Annotated in this window: 11 protein-coding genes; 7 read left to right on the forward strand and 4 right to left on the reverse strand. The window is 59.6% G+C overall.

Features of this window, described 5'->3' with window-relative positions:
- Positions 1 to 48: 48 nt before the first annotated feature.
- The 6 genes from JAO77_RS21310 (at position 49) to JAO77_RS21335 (ending at position 6705) form a co-directional block, all read left to right on the forward strand.
- The gene (locus JAO77_RS21310) at positions 49 to 654 is read left to right on the forward strand and encodes an acyl carrier protein phosphodiesterase (RefSeq protein WP_198992493.1); all 606 of its coding nucleotides are present in this window, start codon (positions 49 to 51) and stop codon (positions 652 to 654) included.
- A gap of 116 nt (positions 655 to 770) precedes the next feature.
- Positions 771 to 2255: an NADP-dependent phosphogluconate dehydrogenase gene (gene gnd, locus JAO77_RS21315; RefSeq protein WP_235998550.1), complete on the forward strand. Its 1485-nt coding sequence runs from the start codon at positions 771 to 773 to the stop codon at positions 2253 to 2255.
- A gap of 110 nt (positions 2256 to 2365) precedes the next feature.
- Positions 2366 to 3880 carry a glucose-6-phosphate dehydrogenase gene (gene zwf / locus JAO77_RS21320; protein WP_198992495.1) on the forward strand — a complete coding sequence of 505 codons (1515 nt, stop codon included), beginning with the start codon at positions 2366 to 2368 and terminating at the stop codon, positions 3878 to 3880.
- A gap of 99 nt (positions 3881 to 3979) precedes the next feature.
- Positions 3980 to 4711: a 6-phosphogluconolactonase gene (pgl, locus tag JAO77_RS21325; protein WP_198992496.1), complete on the forward strand. Its 732-nt coding sequence runs from the start codon at positions 3980 to 3982 to the stop codon at positions 4709 to 4711.
- A gap of 248 nt (positions 4712 to 4959) precedes the next feature.
- Entirely contained in the window at positions 4960 to 5892 is a 933-nt protein-coding gene (locus JAO77_RS21330; protein WP_198992498.1) for a helix-turn-helix domain-containing protein, read from the forward strand.
- Between the two features lie 102 nt (positions 5893 to 5994).
- Positions 5995 to 6705 carry an SDR family oxidoreductase gene (locus JAO77_RS21335; protein ID WP_198992500.1) on the forward strand — a complete coding sequence of 237 codons (711 nt, stop codon included), beginning with the start codon at positions 5995 to 5997 and terminating at the stop codon, positions 6703 to 6705.
- Between the two features lie 179 nt (positions 6706 to 6884).
- Here JAO77_RS21335 and rpiA read toward each other — a convergent pair whose 3' ends face one another.
- The 3 genes from rpiA to JAO77_RS21350 all read right to left on the reverse strand — a co-directional run bounded on the left by rpiA (position 6885) and on the right by JAO77_RS21350 (position 10955).
- The gene (rpiA, locus tag JAO77_RS21340) at positions 6885 to 7637 is read right to left on the reverse strand and encodes a ribose-5-phosphate isomerase RpiA (RefSeq protein ID WP_198992502.1); all 753 of its coding nucleotides are present in this window, start codon (positions 7635 to 7637) and stop codon (positions 6885 to 6887) included.
- A gap of 446 nt (positions 7638 to 8083) precedes the next feature.
- Positions 8084 to 8599, reverse strand: a complete 516-nt coding sequence (locus tag JAO77_RS21345; RefSeq protein ID WP_198992504.1) for an FKBP-type peptidyl-prolyl cis-trans isomerase — start codon at positions 8597 to 8599, stop codon at positions 8084 to 8086.
- A 163-nt stretch (positions 8600 to 8762) separates the two neighbouring features.
- A complete protein-coding gene (locus JAO77_RS21350) occupies positions 8763 to 10955 on the reverse strand; it encodes a catalase (protein ID WP_198992506.1) in 2193 nt (730 codons plus the stop codon).
- A 322-nt stretch (positions 10956 to 11277) separates the two neighbouring features.
- Here JAO77_RS21350 and JAO77_RS21355 point away from each other — a divergent pair, with 322 nt between their 5' ends.
- The gene (locus JAO77_RS21355; protein ID WP_198992508.1) at positions 11278 to 12426 is read left to right on the forward strand and encodes an SMP-30/gluconolactonase/LRE family protein; all 1149 of its coding nucleotides are present in this window, start codon (positions 11278 to 11280) and stop codon (positions 12424 to 12426) included.
- Positions 12427 to 12515: 89 nt separating this feature from the next.
- On the opposite strand, the gene JAO77_RS21360 is transcribed toward JAO77_RS21355, so the two are convergent.
- Positions 12516 to 14507 (reverse strand): AAA domain-containing protein, encoded by a 1992-nt coding sequence (locus JAO77_RS21360; RefSeq protein WP_370550321.1) that lies wholly within the window; start codon positions 14505 to 14507, stop codon positions 12516 to 12518.
- Positions 14508 to 14651: the final 144 nt, after the last annotated feature.

Genomic DNA, 14651 nt, shown 5'->3' on the forward strand with positions numbered 1-14651 from the left:
TTTCCCGGTTACTACCTCAGCGCTGGTACTAGGACCAGTGCGGCTGCTATGAATTTTTTGGCTCATCTGTACCTGGCTGGCCCCGACGCCACCGCGCCGGCCTACGCCGACCACCTGCTAGGGCAGTTTATTGCCGACTCGGTACCCGGCCGCCAGTTTGAGCAGTATTTACCTGAAGTGCAGGCTGGTATCAGGATGCACCGGGCCATCGATACCTTCACCGACCAGCACCCCGTGGTGCGCCGCACCACCGCCCGCCTGCGCGATGCGGGCTATGGCAAGTACGCCGGCGTGGTGGCCGACATGTTCTACGACCATTTTCTGGCGCGCAACTTCGAGGAGTATGCGGGCGAAGCCCTAGGTGGATTTACCCAGCGCGTGTATGCAGTGCTGGCTGGCCGGGCGGCCGAGTTTCCGGCCCCGGTGCAGCGGTTTTTTCCGTATCTGGTGCAGCAAAACTGGCTGCTTGGCTACGCCGAAATAGCAGGCATCGAGCGGGCCTTGCAGGGCCTGAGCCGCCGGGCCTCGCCGGGCTCGGGCATGGAAACCGCGGGCGCGGAGCTACGCCGAAACTACGCGGCCTACGAGGCTGATTTTCGGGTATTCTTCCCCGAATTGCTGGCATTTGTCAAAGCTGGGCCATCTTCGCCCTAGCCAAAATCGGCCAACGGCCGGTCATTCTTACGTATAGCCGCCTGGTGGACCCTCGGGCGGCAGTTATAGAACGCATCTCCCGACACCCTTTTTCTTTCAACATCCCTAATTTCCCGATGAGCGACACCCCCACGGAATACGCCTTTGGCATGATTGGCCTGGGCACAATGGGCCGCAACCTGCTACTGAATATGGCCGACCACGGCTTCGCGGTAGCCGGCTACGACAAGAGCCAGAAGCAGATTGACCTGCTCGGCCAGGAAGGTAAAGACAAGCCTGTGAAGGGCTTCAGCGACCCCGCCGAGTTCGTAAAAAGCATCAAAACGCCTCGCGCCATTATGATGCTGGTGCCCGCGGGGGCCATCGTGGATAGCGTAATTGCCGAAATGACGCCGCTGCTCAGCCCCGGCGATATCCTCATCGACGGTGGCAACTCGTACTATACCGATACCGAGCGCCGCGATAAGGACCTAGACGCAAAAGGCCTGCACTTCTTTGGTATGGGCGTGAGCGGCGGCGAAGAAGGCGCCCGCTTTGGCCCCAGCATGATGCCCGGCGGCGACGCCGAAGCCTACAAAGTGATGGAGCCCGTGTTCGATGCCATCGCGGCCAAAGTGAACGGCGAGCCCTGCGTGGCTTACATGGGCCCCGGCGCGGCTGGCCACTTCGTGAAAATGGTGCACAACGGCATCGAGTACGGCCTGATGGAGTTGATTGCCGAAACCTACGGCGTGCTCAAAACTGGCCTAGGTCTCGACGACGCGGCCATTGGCGAGGTATTTACCAAGTGGAACAACGGCCGCCTCAAGTCTTTCCTGATTGATATTACGAAGGACATTTTTGCCTTTAAAAACCCCGACAGCGACCACCTGCTGCTCAACGACATCAAGGACGAGGCCCGCGCCAAGGGCACTGGCAAGTGGACGTCGCAGGTAGCGATGGACCTGCAGGCGCCCATCCCGACCGTGGACACGGCCGTGTCGATGCGTGACCTCTCAAAGTACAAGCAGCTGCGCGAGCAACTGGGGCAGCAGTACCAGCCCGCCGCTGGGCAGCTGGCCGGCAACCGCGACGAGCTCCTAGGTCAGCTAGAGCAGGCGTTTTACTTCAGCATGGTTATTACCTACGCCCAAGGCATGCACATGCTGAGCCGGGCCTCGGTAGAGTTCAAGTACGACCTGAAGCTGGCTACCATTGCCCGCATCTGGCGCGGCGGCTGCATCATCCGCTCCGAGTTTTTGAACGACATTTATAATGCGTTTAAAGGTAATAACGAGCTGGCGCACTTGCTGTTAGATGGCGCTGTTCAGAAACTGGTGCAGGAGTCGGCTGGTGGGGCGCGGGCTGTAGCCGTGGCCGCTATCGCGGCCGGGCTGCCGGTGCCGGCCTATACTTCGGCCATTGGCTACTTCGATGCCTTCCGCACCGGCCGCCTGCCCTCGAACCTCATTCAGGCCCAGCGCGACTACTTTGGCGCGCACACCTACGAACTCATTGGTAAAGAAGGCACCTTCCACACCCAGTGGACGGGCCTGCGCAGCACGCCCGAGGCCCCGGCCGGCGAGCAAGCCAACCAAAAGCCCCCCGTGCCTAAGGAATAGGTTTAGTGCATAGTGCTTAGTGCATGGTGCTTAGGACAAGTTGACCTAGGCGCCATGCACTGAGCACCACTACCTAAGTACCAGGCACCAAGCACTAAGCACTAAACCAAATGAATAGCAAGATAAAATCGCAGCCGACCATCTTCGTCATTTTTGGCGGCACTGGCGACCTGAATGCCCGCAAGCTGGCGCCGGCGCTGTACAACCTGTACCTCGAAGGCTGGTTGCCCGAGCAGTTTGCCCTCATCGGCACGGGCCGTAGCAAGCTCAACGACGACGAGTTTCGGGAGCGGATGCTGAGCGATATCAACGAGTTTTCGCGCAGCGGCGAGGCTAAAGAGGATAAGTGGGCCGGCTTTGGCCCCAACATCCACTACCAGGCCGCCGACGTGCAAAATGCTGATACCTACCAGGAATTTGCTAACCGCATCAAGCAGTTGGAAGAGGAGTGGAAAACGGAGGCCAACGTTATTTACTACCTGGCCGTAGCACCCAATTTCTTCCCCGTCATTGCCGAGAACCTCGCCAAGGCGGGCCTCACTACCGATGTCGAGCGCACGCGCATTGTCATTGAGAAGCCTTTTGGCCATGACCTAGAGTCGGCCAAGGAGCTGAACAAACTGCTGGGCTGCATTTTTCAGGAAAAGCAGATTTACCGCATCGACCACTACCTCGGCAAGGAAACAGTGCAGAACATAATGGCTTTCCGCTTTGCGAACGCCATTATGGAGCCGCTCTGGAACCGCAACAACATCGAGCACGTGCAGATTTCGGTGACCGAGCAGCTGGGCGTGGGCGAGCGCACGGGCTACTACGATGGCTCGGGCGCCCTGCGCGACATGATTCAGAACCACTTGCTGCAGCTGCTGTGCATTGTGGCCATGGAGCCGCCCGTGAACTTCACGGCCGAGGAAGTGCGCGACCGCAAGGTAGACGTGCTGCGCGCCATGCGCCGCTTCACGCCCGACTCGGTGCGCGACTCGGCGGTGCGCGGCCAGTATGGCCCCGGCTGGATAGAGGGCGAGAAAGTGCCCGGCTACCGCGAGGAGCCTGGCGCCAACCCCGAATCGAACACCGAAACCTTCGCTGCTGTGAAGTTTTTCGTGGACAACTGGCGGTGGCAGGGTGTGCCGTTTTACTTGCGCACCGGCAAGCGCCTGCACCGCTCGGCCTCCATTATCACCATCCAGTTCAAGGATGTGCCGCACTCCATCTTTCCGCCCGAAATGGCGGATACGATGCGCAAGAACCGGCTGGTTATCAGTATACAGCCCGAAATGAGCATTCGTTTGCAGGTGCAGGCCAAGCGCCCCGGCGTGGACATGGTGCTCAACACCGTGGACATGGTATTCGACTATAAGGGCACCTATGTGGCGCAGGCCCCCGAGGCTTACGAAACCCTGCTACTCGATGTGATGCTCGGCGACCAAACACTGTTTATGCGCGCCGACCAAGTAGAGGAAGCCTGGGACCTAGTAATGCCGATTTTGAACGCGTGGCAGAACCGCGCGAGCCAGAACTTCCCCAACTACTCGGCCGACTCGTGGGGCCCCGAAGTGGCCGAAGCGCTGGTGGCTAAAGACGGATTTCACTGGTTCACCATTCCGCTCAGCAGCAAAAAATAAGTGACCTAGGGAATAAGAATGGCTGCAGATACCGGCTGTGGGTAGTTACTTGCCCTTGCTCCACTCACCCAGCTTTCTTGTTCCCTAGTTCTTTTTCCTATGGATTTGCATATTCTTTCGACGCCCGACGACGTATTAACTGCTCTGGCCGAGTACTTTGTAGACCGCGCCGCGCAAGCTATTGAGCGCCGCGGGCGGTTTGCGGTGGCCTTGTCGGGCGGCAGCTCGCCTAAAAAGCTCTACGAGCTGCTAGCCTCGCCCGCCTACCGCGAGCGCGTGCAATGGGAGCAAACGTATTTCTTCTTTGGCGACGAGCGCAACGTACCCCAGTCCTCGCCTGACAGCAACTACCTGATGGCGAAAAAGGCCCTGCTCGACCCCCTAGGGGTGCGCCCCAGCCAGGTGTTCGACGTCGATACCGAGCTAAAGCCCGCCGAAGCTGCCGCGCAATACTGCGTGGACATCGAAGAGTTTTTTGGGGAGAAGAAAGCCAAGTTTGACCTTGTGCTCCTGGGCCTGGGCGACAACGCGCACACAGCCTCTCTGTTTCCGCACACGCCCGTGCTGCACGATAAAACAGTGGGCGTGAAAGAAGTATGGTTGCCCGAGCAGCAAGTGTACCGCATCACCTTCACGGCGCCGCTCATCAACCAGGCGCGCGCCATAGCCTTCTTGGTGTATGGCGCCGGCAAGGCCGAAGCCGTGCAGCAAATACTGGAGCATGACCGCGACATCGAGCAATATCCAGCGCAGCTCATTGAGCCCAGCAGCGGCGAGCTAGCGTGGTTTTTGGACGAGGCCGCTGCCAAGAACTTGCAGCGCAGCGCCTAGCACTACGTCAGGCCCTAGGTAGGCGAATTAGCAGCCCTGATTAAGAAGGCTCTCCGTGTCATGCGGGGAGCCTTTTTCGGTGGAAAGAAGCATACAAATAGGGCAGCTGCGGAGTTTAGATGCAGCTGAGCAGTAAGACACATGCTACTGAGTTAGCGTATAGATGCGCAGCGCTGATACACGGCAGCACGTGGTTGTAGTTGCTTGTGTATTAACTCGAAGCTGCCGAACTCGCCCTCCTTATCTCGATGAAACCTAACACGCTCGATACGTTTTACAGCGCCTCCCAGCCCCGGACCGTGCCGCCGCCGGATATAGCGCAGGCCGTGGGGCATTTCAATGTGTTTCGGCTGGCCGATTTTATGCCCCGCACCAGCGAGCAGCCCCCAATGACGTTCAACCGGCGGGCCTACCACAAAATAACGCTCTGCCGGGGGCGCAGCCGGGTGGAGTACGCCGACCGGGCGCCGCACGACGGGCCGAATACCTTGTTTCTGGTGACGCCCCGCGTGCCCTACCGCTGGTTGCCGCTGACCGAAACGCCCGAGGGGTATTTCTGCATTTTCAACGAGGCTTTCTTACTTCCCGCCCGGGCGGGCGGCGTGGTGCTAGATGAGCTGCCCATTTTTCAGCCCACGGCCTATCCCGTGTGGGAAGTGAGCGAGGCCGACTGCGCGGCCGTGGAAGCCATTTTTCAGAAGATGGAGCAGGAAATTAAGTCTACCTACGCTTACAAATACGACCTCCTGCGCACGTACTTGTGGGAGCTGATACACCTCGTGCAAAAGTTGCAGCCGGCCCCGGCCTTGCTGGCTACCCACAGCGCGGCAGAGCGGGTGGCGACCCAGTTTACCGACTTACTAGAGCAGCAATTCCCGCGCACGAGCCCGCAGCCGCCGCTGCGCCTGCGCACGGCCACCGACTATGCTAACCAACTAGCGGTGCATGTCAACCACCTCAACCGCGTGCTTAAGGAAACGACTGGCCAAACCACCACGGCGCTCATCAGCAGCCGCTTGGCGCAGGAAGCCAAAATATTGCTCAAGCAAACCAACTGGACCATCTCAGAAATTGGCGATAGCCTCGGCTTTGCCGATGTGGCGCACTTCTGCACGTTTTTCAAGCGGCAGGTAACCCAGACGCCGGGCGACTTCCGAAGTACGGCCGCGTTTGAAATCTAAAGAAGATGGTTTGACTGGCGAAGTCTGCCCGCTGAACCCTAGCCGGACCTTTGTGAGGTATTCCTGCTCCGCCATACGGAGGAGGCTAACCACATCGGAAACATGGAAAACAAGAAAATAGCGCTGGTAACTGGCGGCAACAAAGGCATCGGCCTGGAAATAGTGCGTGGCCTGCTGCGGGCGGGCTGCCGGGTGTACCTAGGGGCACGCGATGCTGCCAATGGCCAGCAAGCCGTAGCCGCTCTAGCGGCCGAAGGCGATGTAGTAGCCATCGACCTAGACCTGAACAACCAGGCTACCCTCGACGCAGCCGCTGCCTGGCTGCAGCGCGAGGTGGGTCACCTAGATATTTTGGTGAACAACGCCGGTATCAACGTTGCTGGCGATGGGGAGGCTAGTACAGTTGCCGTGAGCAGCGTCGAGCAGGCGATGAAAACTAATTTCCTAGGTACCCTGGCCGTCACCCAAACGCTGTTGCCCCTCGTCAAGCAGGCCGCGGCGGGGCGCATTGTCAACGTATCCAGCCCGTTGGGCTCGCTCACCCTGGTTGGGCAGCACGATTGGGGCCTGCTCGGGTACTCTGCCTCGAAGGCGGCATTGAACATGCTAACCGTGAAGCTAGCCTACGAGCTGCGCGATACGGCCATCAAAGTGAACTCGGCTAACCCCGGCTACACGGCCACCGACCTCAACGGCTTTGCTGGCACCGACACCCCCGAGCAGGGAGCTGCCGAAGCTATCCGGCTGGCTCTGCTGCCGGCCGATGGCCCTACGGGCACGGCCTCCTCTGCGGACGGCCCCACGCCCTGGTAAGCGCTGCCGCTGCTTACTTTCGGTGAGGGCGACCTATCGGTGGCCTGCGTGATAACTATTAAAACACAAGGCCCCAGTGGGCGCTTCCATGCTATCGTATGGAAGCGCCCACTGGGGCCTTGTCGCAAGAATAACTAGCCAGCTCCTGCTCAAAACAAGCGATTTAGCAAGGGACTTATCTAGGGCAGCTCCGCAAAGTCGCTGGCGGGACGAGCGGCTTCGCCGGGCTTCAGCACCATGGGCTGACCGCCTTGCACCACAATAGCCGCCTTGGCAAGACCTAGGAACAGCCCGTGCTCTACCACGCCTGGTATTTGCTCTAGCTGCCGGGCCAGGCGCTCGGGGTCGGCAATTTGGCCGAAGTGGCAGTCTACGATGTTATTGCGCTGGTCGGTGAGGTAGTCGGCGGTGGGGTCGCCCACGGCAGGGCGCACTACGGGCGCGCCGCCCAGCTTTTCCACCGCATCAAGCACCCAGGGCAGGGTAAAAGGTACCACCTCCAAGGGCAGCGGAAAACGGCCGAGCGTGGGCACCAGTTTGGAGGAGTCGGCAATAACGAGCAAGTAGTCAGAAGCGGTTTCTAGCGTTTTCTCGCGCAGCAAGGCCCCGCCACCGCCCTTAATGAGGCGTAGCTGGTAGTCTAGCTCATCGGCCCCGTCCACGGCTAGGTCGAAGCGCAGGCCGCGCCGGGGCTCAAGCAGCGGAATGCCCAGCTGGCGCGCCAGCGCCTCGCTGGCTAGCGAAGTGGCGGTGCCCTGCACGCGCAGGCCGTTTTGCACGGCCACGCCAAGCTGCTTAATAAATTGGGCCGAAGTGCTGCCAGTGCCCAAGCCCAGTATCATCCCATCGCGTACCCAGCGCAGGGCGGCGGCGGCGGCAAGCTGTTTTTCCTGGTCTTGTAGGGTGGTGGCTGGGGCAGTGGGCAGCGACATGAGCAACGAGGCTAAAGGTGAGATACGGCCGTAAAAGTAGCGGCCGGGCCGCCACTGCGCCATTTCTTCGACCTAGGGCCAGCTAGCTGGCCCTAGGAAGCCAAGCCCTGAATTTTAAACATAAGATAACACCCGCCAACAGCGCGATAACCGCATCGAAGGCTAGCACAGGCCCATTATTGGGGTGCAGGGCGTGCTCTAGGTACTAGCAAGCTCCCAGAAAAGCACTGTGCAAGTGTGCAGCGAGATGCTGTTAGTCGAGCGGTGTTTGATGGCTTTGCGCGCGCGGCACGTAGGCGGCGAGAGGACGGAAGGCGGCCAGCCGCGAAAAATAACGCTAGCAAGAACAAGACGAGAGTCCCTGGCGGGTCGGCTGAGCCCAAAAGAATAACGGGAACTACCTGCTTAGCAAGTAGCTCCCGTTAGAAAATTAGTTGAGCGCTGGTCTAGTGCTGGTGACCGCCTTCGCCATGCACGTGGCCGTGGCTGAGCTCTTCGGCGGTGGCGGGGCGCACCTCCACCACTTTGCCATCAAAGTGCATCACCATGCCGGCCAGCGGGTGGTTGAAGTCCATGGTTACCATCTCGTCGCCAACTTCTACTACCTTGGCTTGCATGTGGTTACCCTCGTTGTCGGCCATGGGTAGGTAGTTGCCGATTTCCAGCATTTGGTCATCGATTTTGCCATCGATTTCAAATACCTGCTTCGGAATCTGCACTACGGCCTGGGGGTCGTAGTCGCCATAGGCTTGGTCGGGGGTGAGCGAGAAGCTGAATGCATCGCCCGTGTTTTTGCCATCGAGCTGGCGCTCAAACTCTTCGGGCAGGCCGCTGTGGCCGAAGAGGAATACCATGGGCTCTTCAGCTTCGGCTTGCTCAACTAGTACTTTCTGTTGGTTGTCGTCGGTGACGGATAGGTCGTAGGTAAGCGTTACGACGGAGTTTTGGGCAACGGCGGCCATAAAATGGGGTGGGGGTTAGGGTGTAAAACAAAGGTAGGGGCAGCAACCAACTACGCTAATTGCATAAGTGGCCCGCCCGGCGGTAGCCGCAAGCTACGGCATAAAGAAATCCCCCGCCTCACTTAACGGGAGACGGGGGATTCAGTTATTCAAAAAAACGTGCCTAGGCAGGCACAGCCTCTAGTTCGCGGCTAAAGAAGCGGTGCTGCTTGATGGCCTCAGCGAACTCTTCGGCCAAGCCGGCCACGTTTGTGTCGGCGCTGGTCACTACGCCATCGGCATCCAAGATGCCCTCGGCGCCGGGGTAAGCAGCGGCTTGCAGTAGCTCTATGCCCTCGGCCGAGGCGGCCAGCGGCTTGCAGTGGCGGAAAGCCTCATTGACGAAGCGCACGGCGTCAAAATCCTGCTTGAGCTTACTCACGCTTTGGGCGCCGGCGGCCACGTACACGGCATCAAACAGCGCCGACGACGTGCTCTGGAACGTCCAGTTGACAAGAATTTGCGTGCCGTCCTGGCCTTTAATCGTACCTAGGTGGGTGGCGATGATAGCCGTTTGGGCGCCCTGGTCCATAAAGGTTTTCATGAACTCGCTGATAGCGGCCACGTCGGCTCCGTCGGTGGCCAGAATGGCAATCTGACGCGTTTTTACGCTCCCCTTACCCTGGTTGATGGGGCTGTCGGTGGCAATGCTTAGGTGCGGCGAGCTGCCCACGCTAGCTTTGGCCGGAGCCGATTGGAAGTCGGCGGCCTTATCGTCGGCACCGATGGCGCCGTAGTTGAGCTGCATGCCTTCGGCCGAGGGCACGTCCATGCCCAGGCCTTCGGCCACGCGGCTAGCTAGGTCGTGGTCTACCTGCGCCAGCTGCACAATGGTGCGCTCCCGAATCCAATCGGTTTGCACGTGGCTCAGCTCAAAGCGCAAGGCCTTCACAATGTGGGTCTTCTCGGGTGCGCTCTGGCTGTTCCAGAACAGGCGGGCCTGGCTGTAGAAGTCGATAAAGCTCTTGCTGCGGCGCCGAATCTTGGGGCCTTCCACGCGCTCATACACCGAGTTGAAGCCGCCTTCGCTTTGCGGGGCTTGCTTGGGGTACTGGTCGTTGAGCAGGTTGGGACCGTAGGCTACTTTGCCTTTGTTGATGGTCTGGCGCATGTGCCCGTCGCGCTGGTTGTTGTGCACCGGGGCCAGCGAGCGGTTAATCGGAATCTCGTGGAAGTTGGGGCCACCTAGGCGCTTGAGCTGGGTGTCGAGGTACGAAAACAGGCGACCTTGTAGCAGCGGGTCATTGGAGAAGTCGATGCCTGGCACGATGTGGCTGAGGCAGAACGCCACTTGCTCGGTCTCGGCAAAGTAGTTATCTACGTTGCGGTTCAGCACCATCTTACCAATGGCCTGCACCGGCACTAGCTCTTCGGGGATGAGCTTGGTAGAATCCAGAATGTCGAAGTCGAACTTGTGCTCGTCTTCCTCTTCTACTACCTGCACGCCCAGTTCCCATTCGGGGTAGGCGCCCATCTCGATGTTGGCCCACAGGTCGCGGCGGTGAAAGTCTTGGTCTTTGCCCGAAATCTGCTGGGCCTCGTCCCACAGCACCGAGTGGGTACCGAGCAGCGGCTTCCAGTGAAATTTCACGAAGCGCCACTTGCCTTGGGCGTTCACAAAGCGGAAGGTGTGCACGCCGAAGCCCTCCATCATACGCAGGCTGCGGGGCAGGGCGCGGTCGCTCATGGCCCACAGCAGCATGTGGGTGCTTTCGGGGTTGGTCGATATAAAGTCGTAGAACGTATCGTGGGCCGAGGCACCCTGCGGAATCTCGTTGTGCGGCTCCGGCTTCACGGCGTGCACAAAATCGGGAAACTTAATGGAGTCCTGAATGAAGAACACGGGCATGTTGTTGCCTACCAGGTCATATACCCCTTCCTGGGTATAGAACTTCACGGCGAAGCCGCGCACGTCGCGGGCTAGGTCGCTGGCACCGCGTGAGCCGGCCACCGTGGAGAAGCGCGTGAACACGGGCGTCACTACGCCGGGCTGCAAAAAGTGGGCTTTGGTCAGCTCGGTGGCGTTGCCGTAGGCCTCGAAGTAGCCGTGGGCTCCTACGCCGCGGGCGTGCACCGCGCGCTCCGGAATACGCTCGTGGTCGAAGTGGGTCATCTTCTCGCGGAAGAGGAAGTCTTCGAGCAGCGTGGGGCCGCGCTCGCCGCCCTTCAGCGAGTTCTGGTCGTCGTTGATGCGCAGGCCCTGGTTGCTGGTCAGATACTTACCGTAGCCGTCGTCGCTGTGCTGGGCCAGCTGCTCGGTTTTGGGGTTGCTCACCTTATCCTGGTGATTTTGCTTGGCAAGAGGTTTGTCGTGCATGATACGAATAAGAAATAGGAAATAAGCGTGACAGTACGCGCCTAAACGAACCGTTACGGTTAAGGTTAGTGTCGCCGCGGTGAGCGTTGCAGCATACCTAGGGCGTTTGGTTAGGATAATCTGTTAAGCACCAGGGCGCCTATTCGCAATACAGTCCTATTTAAAAAGGTGCTTAAATTTTAAGCAAAATTTAAGCTTGCTAGCTGAAACGGATGATGGCACTTCGTGATAATGAAGTGAATATGAAGGTGTAGTAAAAACTTAGGTGGCCGCGGGTGCGTACCAGCACGCAGTATTTCATCCCGCTACTTCTACCTGCGCTATGTTCTCTTCTTCCTTTCGTGTTGCGGCTGTGCTACTAGCCAGCGGCAGCCTGCTGGCTGCATGCGGCCCCCAGCAATCAGCTGAGCAGCAAGCCGCTGCCAAGGCTACCGACAAAGCGGCCGATACCCAGGCCAAAGCCGACACGACCAACCAGGGCGCCACGCCGCGGCTGCTGGCCACCTTCCCCGACTCGCTCAACACCCCCGATGGCCTCGTGCTGGCCCCCGATGGACGGGTGCTGCTGTCGGTGCCCAACTTGGCCAACAATAAGTATCCGGCCCAGATTGTGGAGCTAACGGCCACTGGCTACAAGCCGTTTATCGGGCGCCTGCCGGTAGAGCCGACCACCAAAAAGGCCACGCCGATGGACCTGGCCTTTGGCCCCGACGGCAACCTCTACTACGCCGAAAACCAGTACGAAAACAGCAAGGACTATAAATCGCGTCTGATGCGGGTGCTGATGAAAAACGGCCAGCCCACCGGCACCATCGAAACGGCCGTAGATAATTTTTGCCTCGCTAATGCGACGGTATGGAAAGGCAACACCCTGTATGTAACGGACAGTCAGTGGGATATGCCCGACAACGACAAGGGCAGCGCCGTTATGCGCTTTACACTGGCCGAGCTGAAGCCTGGTACTACCATTCACCTCAAGCCCAAAACCAAGGACCCGCACGTGCTGGCCCAGTTCACGACCACCGTCAACGAAACGGGTGTGGATAACGGCGCCGACGGGCTCGACTACGATAGCAAAGGCCGCCTGTACACGGGCTTTTTTGGCGATGGCACCTTCCACCGCCTCACCCTCAACCCCGATGGTAGCCTCGCCAAGCAGGAGGTGGTGCCCGTGGCTGCGCCCAAGATTCCGTGCATCGATGGCCTCGTTATCGACCGCGCCACCGACAAGGCCTACATCTGTGATTCGCGCCTGAACGCGATAGAAGTCATCGACCTCAACACCAATGCCCACACCATATTGGCCGGCAACGGTGACACGGATGGTGCCGGCGGCAAGCTCGACCAGCCCGCTGAAGTGTTGCTCAAAGGCAAGCAGCTGATAGTGTCGGACTACGACAAGCCCGAAAAGCACTTCGTTAATACCAAATCAGACGCCCCGCACACCGAGTCGGTGCTGGACCTGCCCTAGGGTGGGTATGGCGACTGAAAAGTAAAAAAGCGGCCGGCTGCCCCTAGGGCAGCCGGCCGCTTTTTTGGTTAAGAAGCAACCTATGGCGCTTACTCTTGCAGCTCCCAGGCAGTGCGGTAGCCGCCCACGCGCTCGACGTATTCTAGGAAAGCCTTATAAAACGGATGCGCGCCTAGGGTGCTAGAGTCGCCGATGAGCAGCAGCTTCTTGCGGGCGCGCGTCATAGCCACGTTCATGCGGCGAATGTCGGAGAGAAAGCCGATTTCGCCGTGCCCGTTGCTGCGCGTGAGGCTAATGGCGATGATGTCGCGCTCCTGGCCCTGGAAGGCATCGACGGTGCCGATGCTGAGCTGCCGGTGCAGCAGCAGGCCGCTGAGCTCGTCGTTTTCTTCCACCGCGTCTTTGAGATAATTAATCTGGGCACGGTAGGGGGCAATGACCCCAATGCTAAGCGGGTCTTCTTCGTGGTCGGGCGCGTCATAGGGCTCCAGTAGCTGGGCCAGGCGCTTGAGCAGCAGGTCGGCCTCCTCGGGGTTGGCCGTAGAGCGGCTTTCCGGAATGGTAATCTCCTGCATGCCGAAACCCGCCGTGTCCAGAAACTCCACGGGCAGGTCGGGCGCGAAGCGTAGGTCGTAGGCCTCTAGGCCCACGTGCGCCACGGTGGGCGCAGCCACCAGGCGGCCATCGTAAAACTGCTCGGAGCTGAACTCCATAATCTGCTCGTGCATGCGGTACTGCACGGTCAGCATGCGGCTCACGTCGGGCTGGCGCTTGATGCACTTTTCAAACAGCGTTTCGCGCAGGCCTTCCTTGGCAGCTTTTTCGCTTTTCACGGTGGGCGGCAGCTGCTGGTGGTCGCCGGCCAGCACCACGCGCTGGGCCTTGGCAATCGGTATCCAGCAGCCCGGCTCCAGGGCCTGAGCGGCCTCGTCAATAAAGACGGTTTCGTAGGTGAGGTGGCGGATGTTACGGTTCGAAGCGCCCACGAGGGTGCACGTAATTACCTGCACCTGCTCGAGCAGGTCTTCGGTGATGTAGCGCTCTAGGCCGTCGGCCTCCTGGTGCAGGGCGCGGGCCTCTTCCTTCAGCAGGCGGCGTTGTTCGCGCTCTTCCCAGCCAAAGTGACGTACGTGCTTGCCGGCTTCTTCGCGGTACTGCTCGGCCGTTTGACGCATACTACGCAGCTCGCCGTAGCGCTTGTGGCTCATCACCTGAGCATCGAGGGTGTGCTCGAGCAGCAGGTCCGACACTCGCGAAGGGTTGCCCATCCGGATAACGTTGACGCCGCGCTCGGCCAGCTTTTCGGTCAGTAGGTCCACGGCCGTGTTGCTAGGTGCGCACACCAGCACCCGGCGCTCGCGCCGGATGGTTTCTAGAATGGCCTGCACCAGCGTAGTGGTCTTGCCCGTGCCGGGCGGCCCGTGGATAATGGCTACATCTTGGGCAGCTTGCACGTGGCGCACGGCCGCCAGCTGGCTTTCGTTGAGGGGGCTAGGGTAGAAGAGGTCATCGGCTTTTTCGGCGCGGAAGCGGGCGGGCTTGGCCCCGAGCAAGATGTCGCGCAGCTCGGCCAGGCGGTCGCCGTAGGCGCCCATTACTTTACCTAGGGCGTAGTCCATCTCGCGGTAGCTCACCTCATCGAAGGTGAGGTCGATGCCTAACTTGCCACCCTCGTGTACCCAGTCGGGCAGGTCTTCCTTACTAGTAGCCAGTAGCAGCTTATTGCGCCGCACGCTGGTAATCACGCCGCTGAGCGTGGGGCGGTCGGTGGCGGCGCGGCCCGGGATGTTGCCAAACAAGGCCGCGTTTTTGCCCACCTGAAACAGGTGCAGCCCCTGCTGCCCTGCGGGGCGCTCCAGCTCCAGCACGATTTTGCCGCCGAAGCCTACGTCTTCCTGCGTAATCGTGACGGGGTACCAGGTCAGCCCGCGCTGCTGGCGCTCTTGTATGCTAGCCTTGGCATTTTTTAGCTTAAACTGCTCTAGGTCTTCTTGTTGCTCTAACTTGAGCATGGCCTGCACGCGGCGTAGCTCCTTCTCAATGGCGTAGGGCTCGGCGTAGGGGGAAACGGTATCGGACAAAATAAGGCGGATTGATTTCGTTGTAAGTAGTAACAACGAAAACGGGAAATGAGTGGCCAAAGGCCATGAAAGAAATGAGGCTAAGGTTAGCCTGTTTCATCAGGTTAGTACTGAATAAGGCGCTTAGCTAACCGTAGTAAATGG

Origin of the sequence: Hymenobacter sp. BT559, assembly GCF_016427535.1 — a bacterium.
GTDB lineage: Bacteria > Bacteroidota > Bacteroidia > Cytophagales > Hymenobacteraceae > Hymenobacter.

Coding starts and splice junctions, on each gene's coding strand:
- JAO77_RS21310 (WP_198992493.1), top strand. CDS start 49: ATGAATTTTTTGGCTCATCTGTACCTGGCTGGCCCCGACGCCACCGCG.
- gnd (WP_235998550.1), top strand. CDS start 771: ATGAGCGACACCCCCACGGAATACGCCTTTGGCATGATTGGCCTGGGC.
- zwf (WP_198992495.1), top strand. CDS start 2,366: ATGAATAGCAAGATAAAATCGCAGCCGACCATCTTCGTCATTTTTGGC.
- pgl (WP_198992496.1), top strand. CDS start 3,980: ATGGATTTGCATATTCTTTCGACGCCCGACGACGTATTAACTGCTCTG.
- JAO77_RS21330 (WP_198992498.1), top strand. CDS start 4,960: ATGAAACCTAACACGCTCGATACGTTTTACAGCGCCTCCCAGCCCCGG.
- JAO77_RS21335 (WP_198992500.1), top strand. CDS start 5,995: ATGGAAAACAAGAAAATAGCGCTGGTAACTGGCGGCAACAAAGGCATC.
- rpiA (WP_198992502.1), bottom strand. CDS start 7,637: ATGTCGCTGCCCACTGCCCCAGCCACCACCCTACAAGACCAGGAAAAA.
- JAO77_RS21345 (WP_198992504.1), bottom strand. CDS start 8,599: ATGGCCGCCGTTGCCCAAAACTCCGTCGTAACGCTTACCTACGACCTA.
- JAO77_RS21350 (WP_198992506.1), bottom strand. CDS start 10,955: ATGCACGACAAACCTCTTGCCAAGCAAAATCACCAGGATAAGGTGAGC.
- JAO77_RS21355 (WP_198992508.1), top strand. CDS start 11,278: ATGTTCTCTTCTTCCTTTCGTGTTGCGGCTGTGCTACTAGCCAGCGGC.